General features: G+C 68.4%; 14 protein-coding genes. 8 read left to right on the top strand and 6 right to left on the bottom strand.

Translation table 11 applies throughout. The annotated features are described in order from the left end of the window. Positions 1-252: 252 nt before the first annotated feature. Positions 253-2,109, top strand: a complete 1,857-nt coding sequence (locus ACFW6D_RS28905) for a VanW family protein (RefSeq protein ID WP_379333290.1) — start codon at positions 253-255, stop codon at positions 2,107-2,109. Positions 2,110-2,170: 61 nt separating this feature from the next. On the opposite strand, the gene ACFW6D_RS28910 is transcribed toward ACFW6D_RS28905, so the two are convergent. From ACFW6D_RS28910 to ACFW6D_RS28920, 3 genes are all read right to left on the bottom strand, one after another. After that, positions 2,171-3,454, bottom strand: a complete 1,284-nt coding sequence (locus tag ACFW6D_RS28910; protein WP_379333292.1) for a DUF5685 family protein — start codon at positions 3,452-3,454, stop codon at positions 2,171-2,173. Positions 3,455-3,569: 115 nt separating this feature from the next. Continuing rightward, positions 3,570-4,169 carry a TetR/AcrR family transcriptional regulator gene (locus ACFW6D_RS28915; RefSeq protein WP_379232391.1) on the bottom strand — a complete coding sequence of 200 codons (600 nt, stop codon included), beginning with the start codon at positions 4,167-4,169 and terminating at the stop codon, positions 3,570-3,572. An 86-nt stretch (positions 4,170-4,255) separates the two neighbouring features. Then, complete coding sequence (locus tag ACFW6D_RS28920) at positions 4,256-5,434, bottom strand: glycoside hydrolase family 3 N-terminal domain-containing protein (protein ID WP_379333294.1); 1,179 nt, start codon at positions 5,432-5,434, stop codon at positions 4,256-4,258. Positions 5,435-5,549: 115 nt separating this feature from the next. Here ACFW6D_RS28920 and ACFW6D_RS28925 point away from each other — a divergent pair, with 115 nt between their 5' ends. The 4 genes from ACFW6D_RS28925 to ACFW6D_RS28940 all read left to right on the top strand — a co-directional run bounded on the left by ACFW6D_RS28925 (position 5,550) and on the right by ACFW6D_RS28940 (position 11,930). Next, positions 5,550-6,017: a universal stress protein gene (locus ACFW6D_RS28925; RefSeq protein ID WP_379232387.1), complete on the top strand. Its 468-nt coding sequence runs from the start codon at positions 5,550-5,552 to the stop codon at positions 6,015-6,017. A gap of 68 nt (positions 6,018-6,085) precedes the next feature. Beyond that, a complete protein-coding gene (locus ACFW6D_RS28930) occupies positions 6,086-7,324 on the top strand; it encodes an isochorismate synthase MenF (protein ID WP_379333296.1) in 1,239 nt (412 codons plus the stop codon). Between the two features lie 66 nt (positions 7,325-7,390). Then, positions 7,391-7,561, top strand: a complete 171-nt coding sequence (locus ACFW6D_RS28935) for a DUF2613 domain-containing protein (RefSeq protein WP_022566695.1) — start codon at positions 7,391-7,393, stop codon at positions 7,559-7,561. Next, entirely contained in the window at positions 7,542-11,930 is a 4,389-nt protein-coding gene (locus ACFW6D_RS28940; protein WP_379333311.1) for an alpha-(1->3)-arabinofuranosyltransferase family protein, read from the top strand. The genes ACFW6D_RS28935 and ACFW6D_RS28940 overlap by 20 nt, the downstream gene beginning before the upstream one ends. A 129-nt stretch (positions 11,931-12,059) precedes the next feature. Here ACFW6D_RS28940 and ACFW6D_RS28945 read toward each other — a convergent pair whose 3' ends face one another. Beyond that, positions 12,060-13,250, bottom strand: a complete 1,191-nt coding sequence (locus tag ACFW6D_RS28945; RefSeq protein WP_379333298.1) for an acyltransferase family protein — start codon at positions 13,248-13,250, stop codon at positions 12,060-12,062. 116 nt (positions 13,251-13,366) lie between these two features. On the opposite strand from ACFW6D_RS28945, the gene ACFW6D_RS28950 reads away from it, so the two are divergent. Then, on the top strand, positions 13,367-14,563 hold the full coding sequence (locus ACFW6D_RS28950) for a DUF3068 domain-containing protein (protein ID WP_379333300.1): 1,197 nt from the start codon (positions 13,367-13,369) through the stop codon (positions 14,561-14,563). 60 nt (positions 14,564-14,623) lie between these two features. Here ACFW6D_RS28950 and ACFW6D_RS28955 read toward each other — a convergent pair whose 3' ends face one another. Then, positions 14,624-15,772 carry a polysaccharide biosynthesis protein gene (locus tag ACFW6D_RS28955; RefSeq protein WP_379333302.1) on the bottom strand — a complete coding sequence of 383 codons (1,149 nt, stop codon included), beginning with the start codon at positions 15,770-15,772 and terminating at the stop codon, positions 14,624-14,626. Between the two features lie 213 nt (positions 15,773-15,985). On the opposite strand from ACFW6D_RS28955, the gene ACFW6D_RS28960 reads away from it, so the two are divergent. Next, positions 15,986-17,881, top strand: a complete 1,896-nt coding sequence (locus tag ACFW6D_RS28960; protein WP_379333304.1) for a hypothetical protein — start codon at positions 15,986-15,988, stop codon at positions 17,879-17,881. Between the two features lie 104 nt (positions 17,882-17,985). Beyond that, entirely contained in the window at positions 17,986-18,615 is a 630-nt protein-coding gene (locus ACFW6D_RS28965; protein ID WP_379333305.1) for a hypothetical protein, read from the top strand. Between the two features lie 4 nt (positions 18,616-18,619). Here the strand turns inward: ACFW6D_RS28965 and ACFW6D_RS28970 are convergent, their stop codons facing one another. Then, entirely contained in the window at positions 18,620-19,783 is a 1,164-nt protein-coding gene (locus ACFW6D_RS28970; protein WP_379333307.1) for a glycosyltransferase family 4 protein, read from the bottom strand. Positions 19,784-20,233: the final 450 nt, after the last annotated feature.

The following is a 20,233-nucleotide window of genomic DNA, read 5'->3' on the forward strand; positions in this document are numbered from 1 at the left end:
TCGCGAGGTCGCGCAGCGCCGCAGGGCGGCGTCACCCCGCGCGCCGAAATTCTTCCGATTGGGTTGTAACGCCCCGGTCGGAGCCACGATAAACAGATCGGCTCCGTGTAGTTGCCAGACCCCCGACCCGGCAACTACGCGGAGCCTTTGTGTTATTTCACGCCGGTTGCCGAGCTGCCGACTGCGCCGATGCGCGTTACCCTCGGGCCGGACCCCGCAAACATTCGGGGCCAACCTAACGGAAGGACCTCCGTGCCCAGCGAGTCGACCGCCGGACAACCGGCCGACCGAAGGGGCGAGGTCGGATTACGCAAGCTGCTCGAGTCAAATCGCACTTTCGATCCGGACACCACCGCCCTGACCCAGCCCCTCAGCACTGTGACCCGCGACCGCTGGTCGCCCACTCCCGGCCCGGCTCCGCAGCCGCCGCCCCCGCCTGCCAACCAGCAGCTGGTCAAGCGGATCGGGATCGCGGTCGGCGCCGTGCTGGCCGTCGGCACCGCCGCCTACCTGGCCGATTTAGCTCTGAGCTCGGGTGAGGTGGCGCGTGGCGTCGTCGTCGCCGGTATCGATATCGGCGGGATGGACCAGGCCGAGGCCGACGCCCTGCTGCATTCCGAGCTCGGTCCCAAGGCCGAACGACCGCTGCCCGTGCGGATCGGCGACGTGCAGTCGACCATGGTGCCCGCCCAGGCCGGGCTCGCGATCGACTACGACCGCACCTGGGCCGCCGTCGGCAGCCAGCCGCTGAACCCGGTGAGCCGACTGCTCTCGCTGTTCGGCACCCGCGAGGTTCCGGTGTCCAGCACGGTTGACACCGCAGCCCTCGACGCGCAGCTCACGAACTTCCGCGCCCACGACAATCCCACCGTCGAAGGCACGGTGCGGTTCGAGAACGGCAAGCCCGTCGCCGTCGCGCCGGTACCGGGCCGGGTGCTCGACACCGAGACCGCCCGCACCACCATCACCGACCGCTGGGCCGCGAGCAGCCAACTGGATCTGCCCGTGGTGGCCGCACCCGTCGCGGTGCGTAACGATGCCGTGCAGGCGGCATTGCGCGATATCGCGACACCGGCGGTCGCTTCGCCGATCGCCTTGTCCGGCAAGGACATTCAGGTTGCGCTGACACCCGATCAGATCGCCGAAGTGCTCGGGTTCGTGCCCGACGGCAACGGCGGCCTCGCGCCCCAGATCAACAACGACGCCGTAATCGCCTTGCTCGCACCGCAATTGGTGCCGTCCGAGGTGGAACCCAAGGACGCTACCTTCACGGTCGGTGCGGGTAAGCCGACCGTGGTCCCGGCCGTGGTCGGCGAAAAGGTCGACTGGCCGAAGACGCTGGAGAAGCTGCCCGCCCTGCTCACGCAGCCGGGTCCGCGCACCAGCCCGGTGGTGTACCAGCGGATCGAGCCCAAGCTCACCACCGAGGCCGCCAACACGCTCGGGATCAACGAGACGATCGGCGAGTTCACCACCGGCGGCTTCAGCGGACCCTCCGGGGTGAACATCCGCACGGTCGCCGCGAAGGTGAACGGCGCGGTGGTGAAGCCCGGAGATACGTTCTCGCTCAACGAGTTCACCGGTCCGCGCACCGCCGCGGAAGGCTATGTGGAGTCGGGCATCATCGACAAGGGCAGGCCGAGTACCGCGGTCGGCGGCGGCATCAGCCAGTTCGCCACCACGCTCTACAACGCGGCCTACTTCGCCGGGATGGAAGACGGCGGACACACCGAGCACAGCTACTACATCTCGCGCTACCCGGCCGCACGCGAGGCCACCGTGTTCGACGGTGCGATCGACCTGGCGTTCCGCAATACCGGCTCGACCGGTGTCTACATCCAGGCCGTAGCCACCGGATCCGAGATCACGGTGCGGCTGTGGGGCACCAAAACCGTGAATGTGGAATCGATTACGGGCGAGAAGTCGAAGCCGACCGAGCCCAACGAGGTTGTTCTGCCCAAGGGTAAGGACTGCATCGCCTCCGAGGGAGCACCCGGCTTCACCATCTCCGACACCAGGGTGATCACCGACGCCAAGACCGGTGCGCAGGTGTCAAGGCATACGCGAACCGTGAAATACGACCCGATCCCGGTCGTGAAGTGCGAGTAGGGATTCAGCGATAAAAGGCTCGCGCGAGCCGGCGGATTCGCCACCGCGCGAGCCTTTTTCATCAGCAGCTGCAGTCGCAACCGCAGCACCCGCAGTCCTCGCCGCAGCAGCTACTGCAGCATTCACCGCAATCACAGCAGCCGCTGCAGTCACAGCGCTTCGCCCAGGCGTCCTTCTCCTCGCCGGTGCACGGGCTGGTGTGGTCGATACAGCACGCCATGCCGGTGCAGTAGACGCCGAGGATCAGCCCACTCGCCTTGAACGGGCCCGGGCGATTGCGGCGCTGTCCGGGCGGAGACGGGAACTCGTACGGCGAATGCTGTTGTGCCGTCACGGAAGTGCGGCAGACGTGCCCGACCGCGATCCCGAGCCCCTGCCCCAGACGCCGCAGCAGGCTCGCCAGCGGATCGAGCAGCGCCCAGCGCACGGTCGGAAGCTGATCGAGTTCCGCCTCGGACGCGGCCTGCCGGATACGAGATTCGCTCTCGCGCAGCAGATCATAGGCACGGGGCATATCCGTACCGGTGGCTTCGAGCGGGTTGAAACGACCGCGGACACGGTCACGTTCGAGGTCTTCGATGGCGTCGGCCAAATGGGCGATACGACCGACGTGGCGCCCGATCTCCTGCAGGGCCGCAACGTTTTCCGGTCGGCCGGCCAGCACAGCGGTATGACCGAACAGGGTCGCCGCGCACAGCTGGGTCGGGCCGGTGAGATCGTCGAGAGTGATCACCTCGACCATCGGCGGCGTCGAATCCTGCTGTGCCGCTGACGCATCTACCGCAGTCCGGGGTGCCGGATCGGACGCACCCACAGCGGCCGAGACTGCTCGCCGTTCGGTCGACGACTGCGCTGCGGCAGCCGTCGCACGCGCTTCCACGGCACCCTGTGTCGCGATCGCCGCGAGCAGCGGAGCCACATCGAGGCCGATCTGTGTGGCCTGCTGTTGCGCACGGGCCGCCCAGGTGCTCGAAACCTTGCGCATCGGCCTGCGGGCGAGGGCGGAGGCGTCACCGTCCTCGACATGATCGCCGATCTTGGCCGCCCCCAACAACAGTGACGCCGTGGCGGCCAGCTGCACGCCCGGCGCGTTCGCCGCGACCACCGAAGCGCGCTTCATCCCACGCAGCGGACACGGGCCGGCAGTCGTGCGCGCACCGGCCCCCGCCTGCGCCTCGGTGAGCACACTGAGCACGATCGCGTCTGTGTTGGTCGCCGCACGGGCCAGCTGACCGTGCCCGTCCCGCAGACCCAAGCACAGCCCACACATATGCGCCTGCCACTGCCCCGGATCGATGCCATATTTCGCCGCACCGTGCGCACACGGCTTCAACACACCGAACACTGATACCCCGCCTGTCTTGAAAACGCCTGCCGTGCTCAGGCGCACAGCCGGAGCGAAAGGCGCTGGTGAACGCCTGACCCTGCACCTTCGCAGCCAGACGAGACGAGCGCAACCGCTACTCGGCCTTTTTCCGGCCGGCCAGACCGCGCCAGGCGAGATCGTCGAGCAGATCAACCGCCTCGGCCACCTCGATCCGCCCGCTGGCGACCCGGTCGGCGATGGCCTCGCCCGCACCGATCACCGCCGCCGCGACGACCTCGAAATTGGTGCCGGGGTCGGCGTTCTTGGCGCTGGATTCCAGCAGTTTCGCGGTGAGTTCGATGACGCGTTCACGGGCGTTGTCGATTTCGGAGGCAAAGGTTTGCTGACCGATCGCCTGCCGGTAGAGAACCTGCCAGGACTGCCGGTTGCGGTCGACGAAATCGAGGAAGCCCTCGAGCGCGACGCGGACCTGCTCGTGCGGGGTCAGCTGCGGGTTGCCCGCGGGCGCCACCGCTTCGATGAAACGCAGGCCCTCGCGCTGGATGCACGCGCGGAACAGCTCATCTTTGGAGCCGTAGTACAGGTAGAGCATGGGTTTGGAGATCTTCGCCTCCGCGGCGATGGCATCCATCGACGTGTCGTGGAAACCCTTGCGCGCGAACACCTCGACAGCGGCATCGAGCATCTGTTGCTCGCGAACCGCCCGGGGAAGTCGCTTGGTCCCGCCTGCCATCCACTCTCCTACCGCAGGGTGAACCACCTATCTTACTCCAAGGTAAGTTCACCTGCGCTCATTTGCCGCACAGTCGCCGGGAGCGATCAGCAGCCCAGCGCTACGCCCTTGTAGCGCGCCATCCGCAGTACGGAAGTGTCGACCCGGTCGGCGGGCAGTTTGCCACTAGCCACCGACTGTTCCAAACGGTCGAGCACCTGCGGCACCGCATCGGAGCTGATCCACAGGGCATTGTCGGCACCGGCGACGAGGGTGGCCTCGACCGCGTCCTCGATGGACATGCGGGCGGTGATGGCGGCCATGCCGCTGAGATCGTCGGTGAAGATCGGGCCGTTGAAGGGCGCGGCGCCGTAGCCCTTGCCCTCCCGCAGCAGCGTCATCACGGCCGGGCTGATACTGGCGGGCACGTCGGGCTCGGTCAGGCCGGGGACGTCGAGGTGGCCGACCATCACCGCCGCGCCGGAGTTCACCAGATCGCGGAACGGCACCAGGTCAGTGTTCTGCATCTGGTCCAGCGGCGGGGTGGTCACGGCGCCGGTGTGCGAGTCGCCGGAGCCGGAGCCGTGGCCGGGGAAGTGCTTGATGACCGAGCCGAGGCCCACCTCGTTGGACGCGCGGATGTAGGCGCCCGCGTATTCGGTGACGACCTTCGGATCGTCGCTGTAGGAGCGGTCGCCGATCACGCTGTCAGCGGGCTGGCTGCTCACATCGGTATCCGGCGCGAAATCGACGGTGATGCCCACGTCTTTGAGCGCCTTGGACCTGGTCAACGTGAACTGGTAGTACTCCTCCGGCGACTGGGTCTGCGCGATGTCGCGGGCCGAGGGCGCGGTGCCGATCACGTTCTTCGCGCGCGAGACACGCCCGCCCTCTTCGTCGATCGTCACCATCAGCGGCACCTTGGCCTGGGCTTTCACCGCGTCGAGCGCGGCCTTGTCCAGCAGGCTCGGGTCGGTCCAGCTGCCGACGAAGATGCCACCCACCTGCTCGGAACTCACCACGTTCGACGCGTCGGCCGAACCGGTGATGCCGACGGTGAGCAGTTGGGCCAACTTCTCGCGCTGCGAGAGTTTCGCGAGATAGTCTGCGCCGCAATTATTTTGGACCGGCGTCGCCGACGGTGGCGCTCCCGATTCGCCGGGGGCGGCCGAGGAGGGAACCGTCGCGCTACTCGCCGCGGGCGTCGTCTCGGTGGACGAACCTCCCGAACAGGCGGTGGTGACGGCGGCGAGGACTGCGAACACGACCACAGGCGATTTCCGCATGCGCTCCACGGTAGCCCGCTCGCCGCGCGAACCCCACCACCGGAGTTCGGATTGATACACCGCAGACCGGGGTAATCTTGAGGAAAAGCCTCTCCGACCAGCGCAGGAGGTCGTCATGGCATGCGATCGGATGCTCATCGCCTACGACGGTTCCGAACACGCCAAACGCGCCATCTCCTATGCCGGGCGGTTCCTGACCGCCGAACGCGCGATCCTGCTCACCGCATGGGAACCGATGGTGCGCCAGGCCGCGCGCATCTCCGGGCTCGCCGGGGTGATGCAGCCGGACTGGGTGCCCGACGAGGAGATGGAGGACATCGCCTACACCGACGCCCGCAAGATCAACGCCGAGGGCGTGCACCTGGCGAAACTGGCCGGCATCGACGCCGAGCCGCGCACCGCCGAATGCACCACCACCATCTGGAACGCCATCGTGGATTGTGCCGATGAGCTCGACGTGGACATCATCGTGGCCGGTACGCGCGGTTCAACGGGGTTGCGGGCGCTGTTGCACAGCAGTGTGGCCGAGGCTGTGCTCAAGCACGGGCACCGGCCGGTGTTCCTGGTGCCGCCGGATCAGTAGCGGGTCTCGGTGAGTTGCGTCGCTCTCACCGATCGGCGCCACGTCGGCGGCGTTATGGTCGAAGCACCATGAACGAATTCCTGCTCGCCCGACCGGACGCGGTATTGCGCACTTCGGGCGTGCGCGAGGTCTATTCGGATCCGCGACAAGCTGTAGCGGCGCTGCGCGGGTGGCAGAGTTCGCCCAGCTCGAACCGGGACCACGATTCGGCGGCACCGGGCGACTCGGCGCAGGGGCGCGGGGTGGCGGTTTCGTGCGGTCCGGCTGAGGGCGACACTGCGGATACCAACGGCCCGATCAGCGAATCTTCCAGTACACCAACACGATTGATCGTTGGAGCGCTCCCTTTCGATCCCGGCGAGCCAGCCGCACTCTGGCAGCCCGCGACCGCACTGCACACGGCGGGACCGTGGCTGCCCGCGGCGCTCCCGGATCTGCCCGGTGTGCGCGTTTTGGCCGAACTGCCAAGTGCCACAGAGCATGTGGCGCGGGTGACGAAGCTGGTGGAACAGCTCGGCGACCCCGCCAACGAGCTGCGCAAAGTGGTGGCCGCACGGTCGATGGTGCTCGAGGCCGACGCGCCGCTGGACCCCGAGATCCTGGCCGCACACCTGCTGACCAGGCATCCGAATGCCGCGGTGTACGCGGTCGACTTGTCCGCGGCGGGCCGAACCGGCGAAACGCTCATCGGCGCGACACCCGAAGTGCTGGTCGCCCGGCACGGCGATCGCGTCAGCCTGCATCCGCTGGCGGGCACCCTTCCCCGCCTCGCCGATCCGACGCAGGACGCAGCCCAGGCGCGAGAACTGTTGTCCAGCACCAAGAATCACGAAGAACACGCCTTCGTCATCGACTGGATCCGCCAGCAACTGAGCCCGGTTTGCACGGAACTGCACATCCCCGACGCGCCCGAACTCCTCAGCACCGAACAGGTCTGGCACCTGGCCACCCCCATCCACGGCGTGCTGCGCGACCCCTCGACCACCGCCCTCGACCTGGCGCTACTGCTACACCCCACCCCCGCCGTCAACGGCACCCCCTTCGCCGCCGCGCTCGACGCCATCACCACCGAGGAACCGTGGCGCGGGTTCTACGGCGGCGCGGTGGGCTGGTGCGACGAGAACGGCGACGGCGAATGGGTGGTCGCGATTCGCGGCGGCGAACTCTCGGCCGACCGACGCGTCCTACGGGCGAGCGCGGGCGGCGGGATCGTGGCGGCGTCGGATCCGCAGGCCGAACTGGCCGAAACGACCGCCAAACTCCGCACCCTGCTCGGCGCCCTGCGTTGCGCGCTGCCCAACGACTGACCGAGGCCGGTACACCTGCTAGGTTGACCGGAGACAGGCCCCGACGTCGACGTATTGGAGTGCGCGATGAAGTTTGCTGTTCCGGCTGTTGCCAGCGCGGTCGGCGGCGCCCTGCTGAGCGCGATCGCCGTCTTCGCGATCACGGCAGCGGTGCAGCAGAACACGGCACCTTCGATCGACCGCAGCGGTGACAAAGACTCCTCGCTGCTCAACGCTCCTGAATACGGCAGCCGCTGACGCCGACGCCCGCGCGTCGCGCCCCACATCGGGGCAACCGGACAAGGCGCCACTGGGTTGGCGCTGGCTCGTCGGCTCGGTAGTAGCCGCCTTCGTACTGACCTTCGCGCAGGCGCCCGGCCTCACCGTCGCCGACACCAAATACGACCTCGCCCAGAACCCCCTCGGCTTCCTCGCGCGAGCGTCACACCTGTGGAACAGCCAGGCCACGATGGGCCAGGTCCAGAACCAGGCCTACGGCTACTTCTTCCCCCACGGCGCCTTCTTCTCCGCAGGCCACATCCTGCAACTGCCCGCCTGGGTCACCCAGCGCATCTGGTGGGCGTTGCTGCTGCTCGCCGGGTTCTGGGGCATCGTCAAGCTGTGCGAAACGCTCGGGATCGGGTCACGCGGGTCCCGGATTATCGCGGGCATCGCGTTCGCCCTGTCGCCGCGAGTGCTGACAACCCTGGGGTCCATCTCCTCGGAAACGTTGCCGATGATGCTCGCGCCGTGGGTACTGCTCGCACCGGCGGCACTCGGTGTCGCCCTGAAAGCTCGGCGCGCGACAGAGTCGGGTGATCCCGCTGAGGATCGGGCGTCCGAGAGCGCAGTCGCGGATCAGCCGAGCGCCGCGAAGAGCCGGGTCGCGTTTCGAGGCGGCCCACTCTCGCCTGCTGGAAGTGCGCTGGCGCTCGCGTTGATGGGGTCGGTGAACGCGGTCGCGACGGTGGCGGCGTTCCTGCCGGCTGCGCTGTGGTGGGCTTCCTACCGGCCGAATCGGCAGTGGTGGCGGTTCACGCGGGCGTGGATTCCGCTGCTGGTGCTCGCCACTTTCTGGTGGGTGGTGCCGCTGCTGCTGCTCGGGAAGGTGAGTCCGCCGTTCCTGGACTTCATCGAGTCGTCGGGGGTGACGACGCAGTGGGCGTCGCTGAGCGAGGTGCTGCGCGGGACCGACAGTTGGACGCCGTTCGTCTCACCGGAACGTATCGCCGGTGCGGTGCTGGTGACCCAGCCCGCCGCGGTGCTGGCGACCGGCCTGCTCGCGGCGGCGGGAATGGCCGGACTCGCCCGGTCGACGATGCCGTATCGGGGCAGGTTCGCGTTGATCCTGTGCGTGGGACTGGCGGGGATCTGCGCGGGGTATGTCGGCACACTCGGTGGGCCGTTCGCCGAATCGGTGCGGATCTTCCTCGACTCCGGCGGTGCGCCGCTGCGCAATGTGCACAAGCTCGAACCGCTGATCCGGCTGCCGCTGGTGGTGGGGCTGGCGCACCTGCTAGGCCGCGTCGCGCTGCCCGCTTCGGTGCCGATGCCGGTGTGGCGCAGCTCTTTCGCCCACCCCGAACGTGATCGGCTCGTCGCGGTCGCCGCGCTGGTGCTGGCCGCGCTCACCCTCGCGACCTCCCTCGCGTGGACCGGCCGCCTCGCCCCGCGCGGCGCCTACGACCGGGTGCCCGCCTACTGGACCGACACCGCCGACTGGCTGGCCGCCAATGCCGCCGACACCCGCGCGCTGGTCGTGCCCGGTGCGCCGTTCGGCAGTCAGATCTGGGGACTCACCCGCGACGAACCGCTGCAGGCCCTGGCGAAAACCCCATGGGCCGTGCGTGATTCGGTGCCGCTGAATCCGCCGGGCACGATTCGCGCGATGGATTCGGTGCAGCGGCTGATCGCCGACGGCAGACCGTCGACCGGTCTCGCCGCCACCCTCGCCGACCAGGGCATCGGAATCCTGGTGTTGCGCAACGACTTGGACCCCGAGACCTCGCGTTCGACGCGGCCGATGCTGGCGCACCGCGCGATCGAAGGTTCGCCGGGACTGACCAAGGTCACCTCGTTCGGGGCCGACATCGGGCCACGCGCCGCGGATGCGGGGCTGGTGGTCGACAACGATCTGCAGCCGTCGTATCCGGCCGTCGAGATCTATCGGGTCGACGTGCCGCCGCCCGGTACACCGGTCAAGGTGCGCAGCGGCACGGGCGCACCACCCGGATTCCCCGGCGCCTACACCACCCCGCTGGATTCGGTGCCCGTTGTCCAAGGCGGCCCCGAAGTACTCGAACGCGTCCGCCGCGACAGCGAGAACCCCACGACGCCAGTACTTCTCGAAGCGGATGCGCGCCGCGCCGGATTGCCGCCGCGACCCACCGTGCTGACCGACACCCCGATGGATCGAGAGTCCGACTTCGGCCGGGTCGACAACCACAACTCCGCGGTCCGCGCCGCCGACGACGCGCGACGCACCCATAACCTTGTCCCCGACTATCCGGTCGACGGCGCCGAACTCGTGCAAGGCGAATGGTCCGGCGCGAACGTCACCGCGTCCAGCTCCGCCGCCGACGCCACCCAGATCGGCGGGGCGGCACCCGGTAATTCGACCGCCGCCGCCGTCGACGGCGATCCGAGCACCGCGTGGATCAGCAATGGTTCCGAATCCGCTCTAGGACAATGGATTCGACTCGATCTCGACAAGCCGATCGCCAGCGGCTCGCTCCGCTTCACCACGACAGGCGCGGCACTGGGCGACCCGGTGAAGTGGGTGGAGGTCCGCACCTCGCGCGGGACGGTGTCGGCGCGGATCACCGAACCCGGTGAGCCCGTGTCGGTCGCATTGCCCGCGGGTAAGTCCGACTGGGTGATGATCACCGCTGCCCGCACCGAAACCGGCACTCGCGGTGGACAATTCGGCATCAGCGAACTCACGCTCGACGACTACACCAACCGGGAAGCACCGGCACGGGTGGACATCCGGCACCGGGTGGTACTGCCCGATCCCGCCCCGGGAACGATTGTCAGCGGATGGGACCTCGGACAGGAATTCCCCGGCCGCAGTAGCTGTTTCGACGGCCCCCTACGCGTGCACTGCAGCAAGGGCCTAGGCCTTCCCGCCGAAGAACCCGGTATCTTCGGACGTACCCTCTCGGTGCCGGAACCACTCACCGTCGGCACCGACCTCACCGTGCGCACCCGCTCCGGGCCCGCACTGGAGGCACTGCTCACCGACCACACCCGGCCCGTGGCACGCGGCAAGGCCGACGTCGCCGACCTGCGCGGTTCCGCCTTCGCCGCCACCGACGGCGACCCGAAGACCACCTGGACGGCACCCGAATCCACCGTGCGCGAGCTCGGGGGCGGCAAACCCACACTGGTACTGGAACTTCCGGAACCGACGCTGGTGACCGGCCTCGACATCACCACCGCACTCGGCGGGCTACCCGCGACCGCCACCGCCGTCGCGGTGAACATGGGCAACGGCCCACAGATCCGCGAACTACCCGAACGCGAACACGGCGAGCCAGCCCGAATCTCGCTGCACCCCACCGAAACCGACCGCATCGAGATCAGCATCCAGACCTGGAACGAAGTACTCGACCGCACCGCGCTCGGCTTCGTCCTCACCCAACCGGCGGGCCTGGCCGAAGTCGACGTACTCGGCCCCGACTACCCCGCGCGAGCCCCCGGTGACCGGATCGTCACCATCGGCTGCGAGGCGGGTCCGGTGATCGCCATCGGTGGCCGCGCCGTCCACACCACCGTCACCGCCACCGCCGACGAACTGCGCTCCGGCGCACCGGTTTCCGCACGCCCGTGCCCCGAGGACGCGGCCGACATCGAACTCCTCCCCGGCCACCCCGACCTCACCGTGGCCCCGACCGAACTGTTCACCGTCGACCGCATCCGCCTCCCCCGCACCGACCCCTACCCCGGCGCACCCGCCCTGCACGCCGAAACCATTCCATCCACACCCGAAAACCCCGCCGAACACACCGGGCCGGCGCCGACCGAATCCCCCGCCGATCCCGGAAAGCCCGCGCCTGGCACGCAATTGCTGGTTCTACCGCTGAGCACCAATGTCGGCTGGCAGGCGCACACCGCCGACGGGCAGGAACTCTCGCCTCTCGTGGTCGACGGTTGGCAGCAGGGTTGGCTCGTGCCGCCGGGAACCAGCGGCGAGATCACCGTGTCCTTCCCGGCCGACCGCTGGTACCGCCTGGCGATCTTCGGCGGACTGTTGCTGCTGATTCCCCTTGTGCTGCTGGCGATTCCCCGACGACGCCCACTCCCGGACATCGGACCCGCACCCGGCACATGGGGTGTCCGCTGGGTCGCGGCGGTCGGCCTGACCGGCGTGATCGCCGTCATCGCCGGACCCTTCGGCGCGGCGTTCACACTGATCGCGCTGGGCTGCAGCCACTTCCGTCCCGCAACGACGGCCCGCACCCTGCCCTGGCTCGCCGGCCTCGGGACCCTGATCTCGACCGCGGCCCTGTCCACCGGAACCTGGCGCTCCGGCAGCGAGTACATGGGCGGCTCACTCTGGGCCCAGGCACCCGCAGTCATCGCAGTCATCGCCGTCGGCGTAGCGGCCCTCCCACGCCGCCACTGACCGCCGTCGCACGCAGCACCCCGCACAGTGCCTTCGGCCCAGCGCGCCACCACCGGGCGCGGCACCTTCGGGCCGGCGCGGCGCTACAGGCGCAGCTCAACGCCATCGGGCCAACGCGAGGACTTCGACTCAGCGCGTCGGCGAGCTCTCGACCGGTTCCGCCTCGCGTTCGACCCGTGCGGCGGAAACCCGCCGATCCCAACGTGCGGCCCACCGGCGGCACGGTTCCTCGACCAGCGCGAAGCTCGCGGCAGCCAGCGGGAGGGTCAGCGCGGTGGTCAGAACGAGCACATAGACGAAGTGACCGTTGAACGGAACGATGCCGAACACCGGGAACACCACCGTGAGCACCACCAGGTGCCACAGGAAAACACCGTAGGACCAGCGGCCGAGGATCGCGGCGGTCCTCGATTCCAGCCAGCGATTGGCCGTGCTCGGCCGACGGATCACCAGGGGGGCGAGCAAGCCGAAGCCGATGATCATGCCGAGCACCATCTTCACCGCGTACTGCCACGGGTGGGCACGCTCGAGGCCAGCGGGACCACCGAATTCGGTCGCCGAGAGCAGCAACGCCGCCAGCGCCAGCGCCCACATCAGCGGCTTGTTCGACAGCAGCCGCACCCAGCGCACCCCAGGTCGCACCACGTGGATCAGTTCCGCGAGCACCATGCCCGCCGCGAACCACGGCAGATACGCGGGCAACCAGTTGTCGGCGTGGATCGCGTCGGGCGTCGGGATCGGCCACAGATTCCAGGTCAGACTCACCGCGATCAGCCCGCACAGCACCGGCACCCGCCACCGCGCCGCGGGCCCACGCAGCCGCACGACCAGCCACGCCAACAACGGCAACACCACGTAGAAGGCCATCTCCACCGACAGGCTCCACATCTGCGTGAGCCCATCGGTCAAGGTCAACGGCACGAACACCTGCTGCAAACCCAGATTCGACAACCACACCCGCAGATTCGCCGAATGCGCCGCACCGGGCAGCAACAACAGCACGAACACCACAACGACCCAGTACGCGGGCACCACCCTGGCTACCCGGTGCAGCAGGTAGCGGGTGGTCGTCGGCGCGCTGCCGAGACCGTGCGCGGCCGCCGCGTGCGGACGCCACAGCAGGAACCCCGACAGCGCGAAGAAGATCGCGACCGCCATATCGAAACGTTCCAGGATCGGGCCGATGACCGGCGTGCCGCTGGCCCCGGTCTGGAACGCGACGTGCGTGACCAAGACACCGAGCGCCGCCATTCCGCGCATCCCTTCGAGGGCCGGAATGAAGGAGCGCGGGGGCGAAACGGGAGCGGTCGCGGTCGTCATCGAGGTCCAGTCTGCCGTGTCGGCGTTTTCGGCGGCACAGCACCGCAACCTTCGGCGTCAGGGCTGTTAGTGTCAACCACCGGGCCATCCGTGTTCGAACGACGAGGAGAGTTTGCATGGCACTGAGTGCCGGTACCAGAAGAACGGTCGCCTGCGTGCTCGTGGGTCTGGGCGCGGCTTTACTCGTCGCCGCGCTGATGATCCCCACCTACACGGTGAGCAAAGTCGCCAAGACTCCACTCGACCTCGAGATCACCACGATCGCGGAGAACCAGCCCGGCGAGGAAAGCCTCGTCCTGGACTCCAAGTCGCTGACCTCCGGTGACGGCGCCGCCGTGGTGAACAAGGATGTGCCGCTGGTCTCGCAGCGTTTCGTCACCGTCGAGGAACCCTCCGACGCCGACGAGATGACGCTGCAGGCAGGTCAGACGCTGCGCCGCACCGACGTGCAGGGCGACACCGGCCTGCTCACCGCCGCCATCGACCGCGTCACCATCTCGCGCACCACCGGCATGCCGGTGGAAGCCGACCCCAACGGGTCGATCGCGGTGACCGTGGACAAAGAGGGCAGCGTCATGGAACCGGTGCAGCACACCGGGATCGGCTACCGCTTCCCGATCGGCACCGAGAAGAAGACCTACCCGTACTTCGACATCAACGTGCGCCAGTCCTTCGACGCGAACTTCATCGAAGAGACCGAGATCAACAGCATGAAGGTCTACCGGTTCCAGATGACCGCGCCGGTCACCAGCACCTGGGACGTGGTGCAGTCGCCAACCAACCGGCTCACGCTGCCCGCGTCGAAGTGGGGCGTGGACGAGAAGAACGACGCTCCCGTCACCATGACCCGCTACTACACCAACGTGCGCGACCTGTGGGTCGAGCCGCAGACCGGCACCGTGATCAAGGGCGGGGAGTCGATCCACCTGTTCTACGCGCGATCCGGCGACAAGCCCGAGGTCACCGCCCTGAAGTCGCACCTGGTGTTCGACGAGGCGACGGTCGAATCGCAGATCGCCATCGCCAAGGAGAACACCGACAAGCTGTCGCTGTTCGGACGCGTAGTGCCGATCGTGTTCGGCGTGCTGGGTGTGCTGGCGCTGCTGGCCGGGTTGTTCTTCGGGTTGCGTGGGGGTGGCACTCCGGCGCACGCGAGTCCGCGGGGGGCGCGTCCGACGCCTGCGCCGACTGCCACACCGGATGACACCGCGGCCACTCGATGGGACGGCGATGACGCGCCGACCACACAGTTCCCGCGTGGGGATTACGACGCTCCTACCGAGCAGATCGACATCGACAAGCCGCGCCCGTAGGCGGCGACGCTTTTACAACAGCCCCGGTCTTCGGCCGGGGCTGTTGTGTTTTCCAGGGCATCAGGCCGGACGCGGGTTGCGGGCCGTGTAGAGGACGGTGACGGCGACGATGGTCGTGGTGACGGCGGCGACGGAGACCGCCGTGCCGATCAGGGCGCCGATCGTGCGGGCGAAGGTGAGCATCAGGGTTATCTCGATAGCCAGGCCGACCCAGGTGACGGCGGCCAGAGCGGTGCGTTCGACAGCGATCGCCGAGAGGAGCGCCCCCTGCAGGACGGCCAGGATCGCGCCGTGCAGGGCGAACAGCCACAGCATGGACTGGATGGGGGCGTAGTCCTCGCCCGCGAAGAGTGAGGCCAGGGGTGCGGCCAGCGCGGCGCCGAGCACCGCGACCACGCCGATCAACGACAGCACCGAGAGTGCGTCGCGGATCGCGCGGGCCGAATGGGTCGGCTGGGCCATCCGCGGATACAACACGACCCCGACGGCTTGCGGCAGCCAGAACGCGATCTTGGTGGCGATGGTGCCCAGCGAATACCGGCTCGCGTCGACCTCGTCGAGAACGATCCGCACGATGATCAGGTCGACCGACGACAGAGCCATGAGCGCCGCCTGCACCTGTACCGCCCGCAACACCGGCAGAACACCGACGGACTTGGCCTCCGAGCCGCGATCATCGATCGGCTGCGCGACGGTCGATCGCGCAATCCGACCGGCGACAATGGCCGCACCGACGATGCCCGCCGCCCCTGCCCACAGCGCACCGGCCGCACCGCCGCCGAGCGCCAACGCCAACAGCGCGGGTGCCACCCGCGCCGTCCCCGCCATCGCGAGAACCGCCGCCAGCGCACGAAACTGATTGCCGCCCTGCAGAATTCCCTGCTCACCGGACAGCACCACCAATGCGGGCGCAGCACCGAGCGCAGCAGCCGCCGCCCACACCCCCACATCCAGCACCTCGGACACCACCGGAATCAACACCACCGCGACCACGGCGACCAGCGCGGCGACCCGCCACTGCATCGCCCGCACCGCGGCCGCCCCAGCACCCCGCACCACCTCACGCGCCACCACGTTCTGCATGGCCAGCGCGGGCACCGCACACAACAACTGCACCGCGAGCAGACTCGCGAACTCGCTGAACCCCGCAACTCCCAACCAGCGCCCCGCCAACAACTGCAGCAGGTAACCGGCGACGTTGGCGGTCATCGCGCCTGCCGTCACCCACGTGAGATCAGCGACAACAGGGGGGCGACGGACCGAGGGCACGCTTCATCGTCGCACCCCACTGTGTTCGCCATCACGCCAACCCCGAAAATGTGAGTCCGCTCGGACTCACCTCGAGTGGATTCGTCCCGAACAGCACGGCGACCACCGGGAACTGTTCGACCCCGGCCGCGATGGAACGTAAGGTCCACTGGCGTGACGAGTAGTGGGCGGACAAGGGCCTTGGTGGCCGGATACTGCGCCCTCCTCACGGCGATCATCGTCGGCCCGCTGGCCGGATCCGGCTATCTGCTGTTGCGCGACGCGGTGAGCACCCCGCGCTCGTACCTCACCGATTCGGCACTCGGCCTCGGCGCCGCCGCACCGCGCGCCGTCCCGCAGGACGCCCTGCTCGCCGTGCTCTCCCCGGTCGTCGACGGCGGAATTCTCGTGAAGGCGATCCTGATCGTCGCGTTGTGGTCGGCAGGTTATGGCGCCGCAGTGCTCGCACGACGTTTCGTTTCCGCGTCCACCGGCGCACAACTGGTCGCGGCCACCCTCGCCCTGTGGAATCCCTTTGTCGCGGAACGACTTCTGCAAGGCCACTGGAGCCTGCTCGCCGGTTACGCCGCGCTTCCCTGGACCGCACTCGCCGCCGCACGCATCCGAACAAACAGTGGCGGTGCGGGATCGACCACGCATCCCAGTTCCGCCGAAAGCGGGCACGCGACCGGGTCCACCGACAGCGCAGAAGACTCGAGGCGCATTTCGCCGATCGGCAGCACCTCCGGATTCGGCGGCCGAGGCGGCTCTCTCGGTGGTTGGGCCGCGCTGATCGCGAGTTTCGCCGCTGCCGGATTGACCCCGACCGGATCATTGCTCGCCGCCGTCATCGGACTCGCGCTGGTCGGGCGACGAGCCTTCCTCCCCGCCACCGTCGCGTGGATCGCGACGTGCGCACCCTGGCTGACCGCGACCGCACTCGGTTCAGGCGCCGAACCATCCGACCCAGCGGGCGTCTCAGCCTTCGCCGCACGCGCCGAACCGTGGCTCGGCACGCTCGGCAGCCTGGCCGGGCTGGGTGGGATCTGGAACAGCGAAGCCGTACCGGCAAGTCGCACAACACCACTCGCGCTGGTCGGTACGCTGCTGCTACTCGGCATCGTCGCCTTCGGGGTGCGAGCGGTGTGGGCAAGCGGTCGCAATGGCCGGACGCTGCTGGTGATCGCCGCGGTGGCGATCGTGCTGCCCGCCTTCGGCGCAACCAGCTGGGGTCTGGCCGCCGGCGAGTGGCTGGTGGTCAACGTCCCCGGAGCCGGATTGCTGCGCGATACCCAGAAGTACATGGCCTTGGCGATGCCCGCCTACGCCTTGTGCGCGGCGGCCGCCTGCCGAACCGTCACAGCGATGGCACGCCGACTGGCCTCGGACGAGCAGGCCGCAAGCCGATCCGTGCCGTCCGGAACACGTGTAACCGCAGCATTTTTCATCGCCCTGCTCACCCTCCCGCTAGCCGATCTCGCTTGGGGAGTCGGCGGCGGAATGCGCCCCGTGCACTACCCCGCAGGCTGGCAACAGGTTGTCGACCGCATCGACGCCCCCGGCGACGTGGCCGTACTCCCCGCAGGCATGTTCCGCCGATTCCCTTACAGCGGAACACCTCCCGTCCTCGACCCAGCCCCCCGCATCCTCCCCAACGACGTCCTCCAAACCGGCGAACTCCGAGTCCGCGGCTACGCGGTAACCGGCGAAGGCAACCGAGCCCGCAAGGTAGAACAAGCCCTCCTCCAAGGCGCCCCCGCCGCCGACCTGGCAGCCCTCGGCGTCGGCTGGATCCTCATAGAACGCACTACCCCCGGCCCCCTCGGCACCTCCGAAAGAACCCTCACCACAGCCGAACTCACCTACCAGGACCCCGACCTCGCCCTCTACCGAATCCCCAACCCCACTGCTGTCGACACGGCCACCCCCTCCCAACGCCGAATCTCCACCTCAGCCCACCTCCTCTGGGCCACCCTCCTCCTCGCAGGCCTGATCGCTGCCGCTTTACGCCACTCCCCGGAGTGTCACCCAGCGAGCCGCCCGAGTGTCGCGCGACGCGCTGGTAAATAGAACTACGTTCCCATTAGCGATCTATAGCCGACTCGTCCTTCCTGCTCGTCGTCGAATCACAGCGACGTCGGGACGACTCCCCTCCTGCGGCCTGGGCTTACTACTTGACGTTCCTCCATGCCAAATACAAGATCCCCGTGGTTCTGGTAGTCGTGTGCCGTAGTCGCGCCACTGCCCGCTGGGCGGAAGGTCCCCTGCTCCTCGGCCACGAGATCTGGCCGTGCCTGGTTCTGCAGCCACTGGTGCTCGGCCCCCATAACGTCCCCGCGATCACCGACGCGGCAACCGCATCGACCGACCTGCCACTGGCAGCCCTATCAGCAATAACGCACGCGTCAGCGCCCGATAGCAGTGCCATACTGGAAGCGCTGGCTTCGGCACTTCTCTCGGCAGGCGACCGCGACGACGCTCAGGTTTACACCGAACTTGTCGAACTAGGCCTTGGTAATACGCAAAGCGCCGAACTTTGGAGGAAACTGATGTCTGTGGATCTGTCGTTCTTCCGTTCCGAGACCTCGCAACGCCTCCGCCAAGAGGGCCTGGAAAAGGGCCTGGAGAAGGGCCACGACCAGGGAGTCGCAGACAGCATTCTGCGAATCCTCGCCCGGCGCGATGTGCCGGTCCCCGCGGCGGCAGAGGCCACGATCAGCTCATGCCACGATCGGGAGCAACTCGTCGTCTGGCTCGACCGTGCGATCACTGCGGAAAGCATCGACGAGCTGTTCCTCGACTGAGAAATCAGTCGCGCGCTGCGACCAATCCAGAGATCCGTTCACCGCAGGCCGCGGCAGCGAGGACCGTGTGTACGCCTGCCCCGGTTTGTTCCCAGGAGAATTCACCTGCGCGAGCGCGGGCCTTTTCGCCCATGACCGCGCGGGCGTCGGGGTCGGCGAGGAGGTCGGCGGCGGCTGAGGCCAGGGCGGGGGCGTCGTCTACGAGCAGGCCGGTTACGCCGTCGACGATGGAGTCGGTGAGGCCGCGGGAGCTGCGGTAGCCGATGGTGGGGACGCCGTGTTGGGCGGCTTCGATGACGGCCAGGCCCCAACCTTCCTTGCGTGAGGGCATCACGTGGACCCAGGCGGTCGAGAGGATTTCGTGTTTGCGGCGTTCGTCGACGTGGCCGTGGAAGGTGACGGCGTCGGCGATACCGAGGGCGGCGGCGCATTCGCGCAGGTTTGGGGCCCACCAGCCGTCGCCGATGACGTCGAGGTGCACGTCGGGGAAGCGTTCGCGCAGGTGCGCGACGGCGGTGAGCGCGTCTTCGATCTGCTTGTGCGGGACCAGGCGCGACAGGACCGCGATGCGCGGGTGGGTGGCTCGGGTGGTGTCGGCACCGGGAACGACCTCGGCAGGCACCGGCTCGGCACCGTTGCGGACCACGGCGATGCGCTCACGGTCCACCCCGAGCACCGACAGCTCCTCTGCCGAGGGCAGCGAGACGGTGAGGTACTGGTTGTCGCGGTGCACACGCGGCGACAACGTGGATTCGATCCACCACCCGATCCGCCCGACGAGCCGACCAGCGACCGGCCACTGCTCACGGTGCCCGTGATGCACCAGCACCACCGAAGGCACACCCGTGGCCGTGGCGAAGAAGGGAATGCCGTTCTGGGTGTCGATCACGACGTCCGGGCGCAACCCCTTCAGCGGCCCGAACCCCATCCGGCCAGCCACAATGGCTGCCAGCGCCCGGGGATACACGGTGAATCGCCCACCCGCGCGACTGATGTCGATCCCGTCGATCCGCTCGCGCTTGGGCGCGCCCGGATAACCGGCCGTCCTCAAGGTGACCTTGATGCCACGCGCGGCCAGCTGCGCACCGACCTGCTCCAGATACCGCTCACTGCCCCCGCCCTGCGGGTGCCCGGTATCACGCCAGCAGAGTAGGAGGACTTCACGCACGGCCAGTTCTCACATTCGGTTCGGTGGAGGACAAACGTCGGCCCCCACCCTAGCCGGTGTGCTCCACACAACAACCCGAAACTGACACCGCGTCGACCCACATTCACCGAACCCACCCCATCCCCCGCCCAAACCGCACTCCCAACCCCCACGACCCGACCTCGAGGAGGGTCCCGCCACGCAGCGGCGGTAGCGGCCCGGCCGCAAGTTAGCCGCCGTTGCGTCTGAACCCCGGATCCGCCATGCCGGCACTCCCAGCCACCGCGACCCCACCTCGAGAAGGGTCCCGCCACGCAGCGGCGGTAGCGGCCCAGCCGCAAGTTAGCCGCCGTTGCGTCCGAAACCCCGGATCCGCCATGACCGCACTCCCAACCCCCACGACCCGACCTCGAGGAGGGTCCCGCCGCGCAGCGGCGGTAGCGGCCCGGCCGCGAGTTAGCCGCCGTTGCG

This window comes from Nocardia sp. NPDC058705, assembly GCF_042749305.1.
Lineage (GTDB): Bacteria > Actinomycetota > Actinomycetes > Mycobacteriales > Mycobacteriaceae > Nocardia.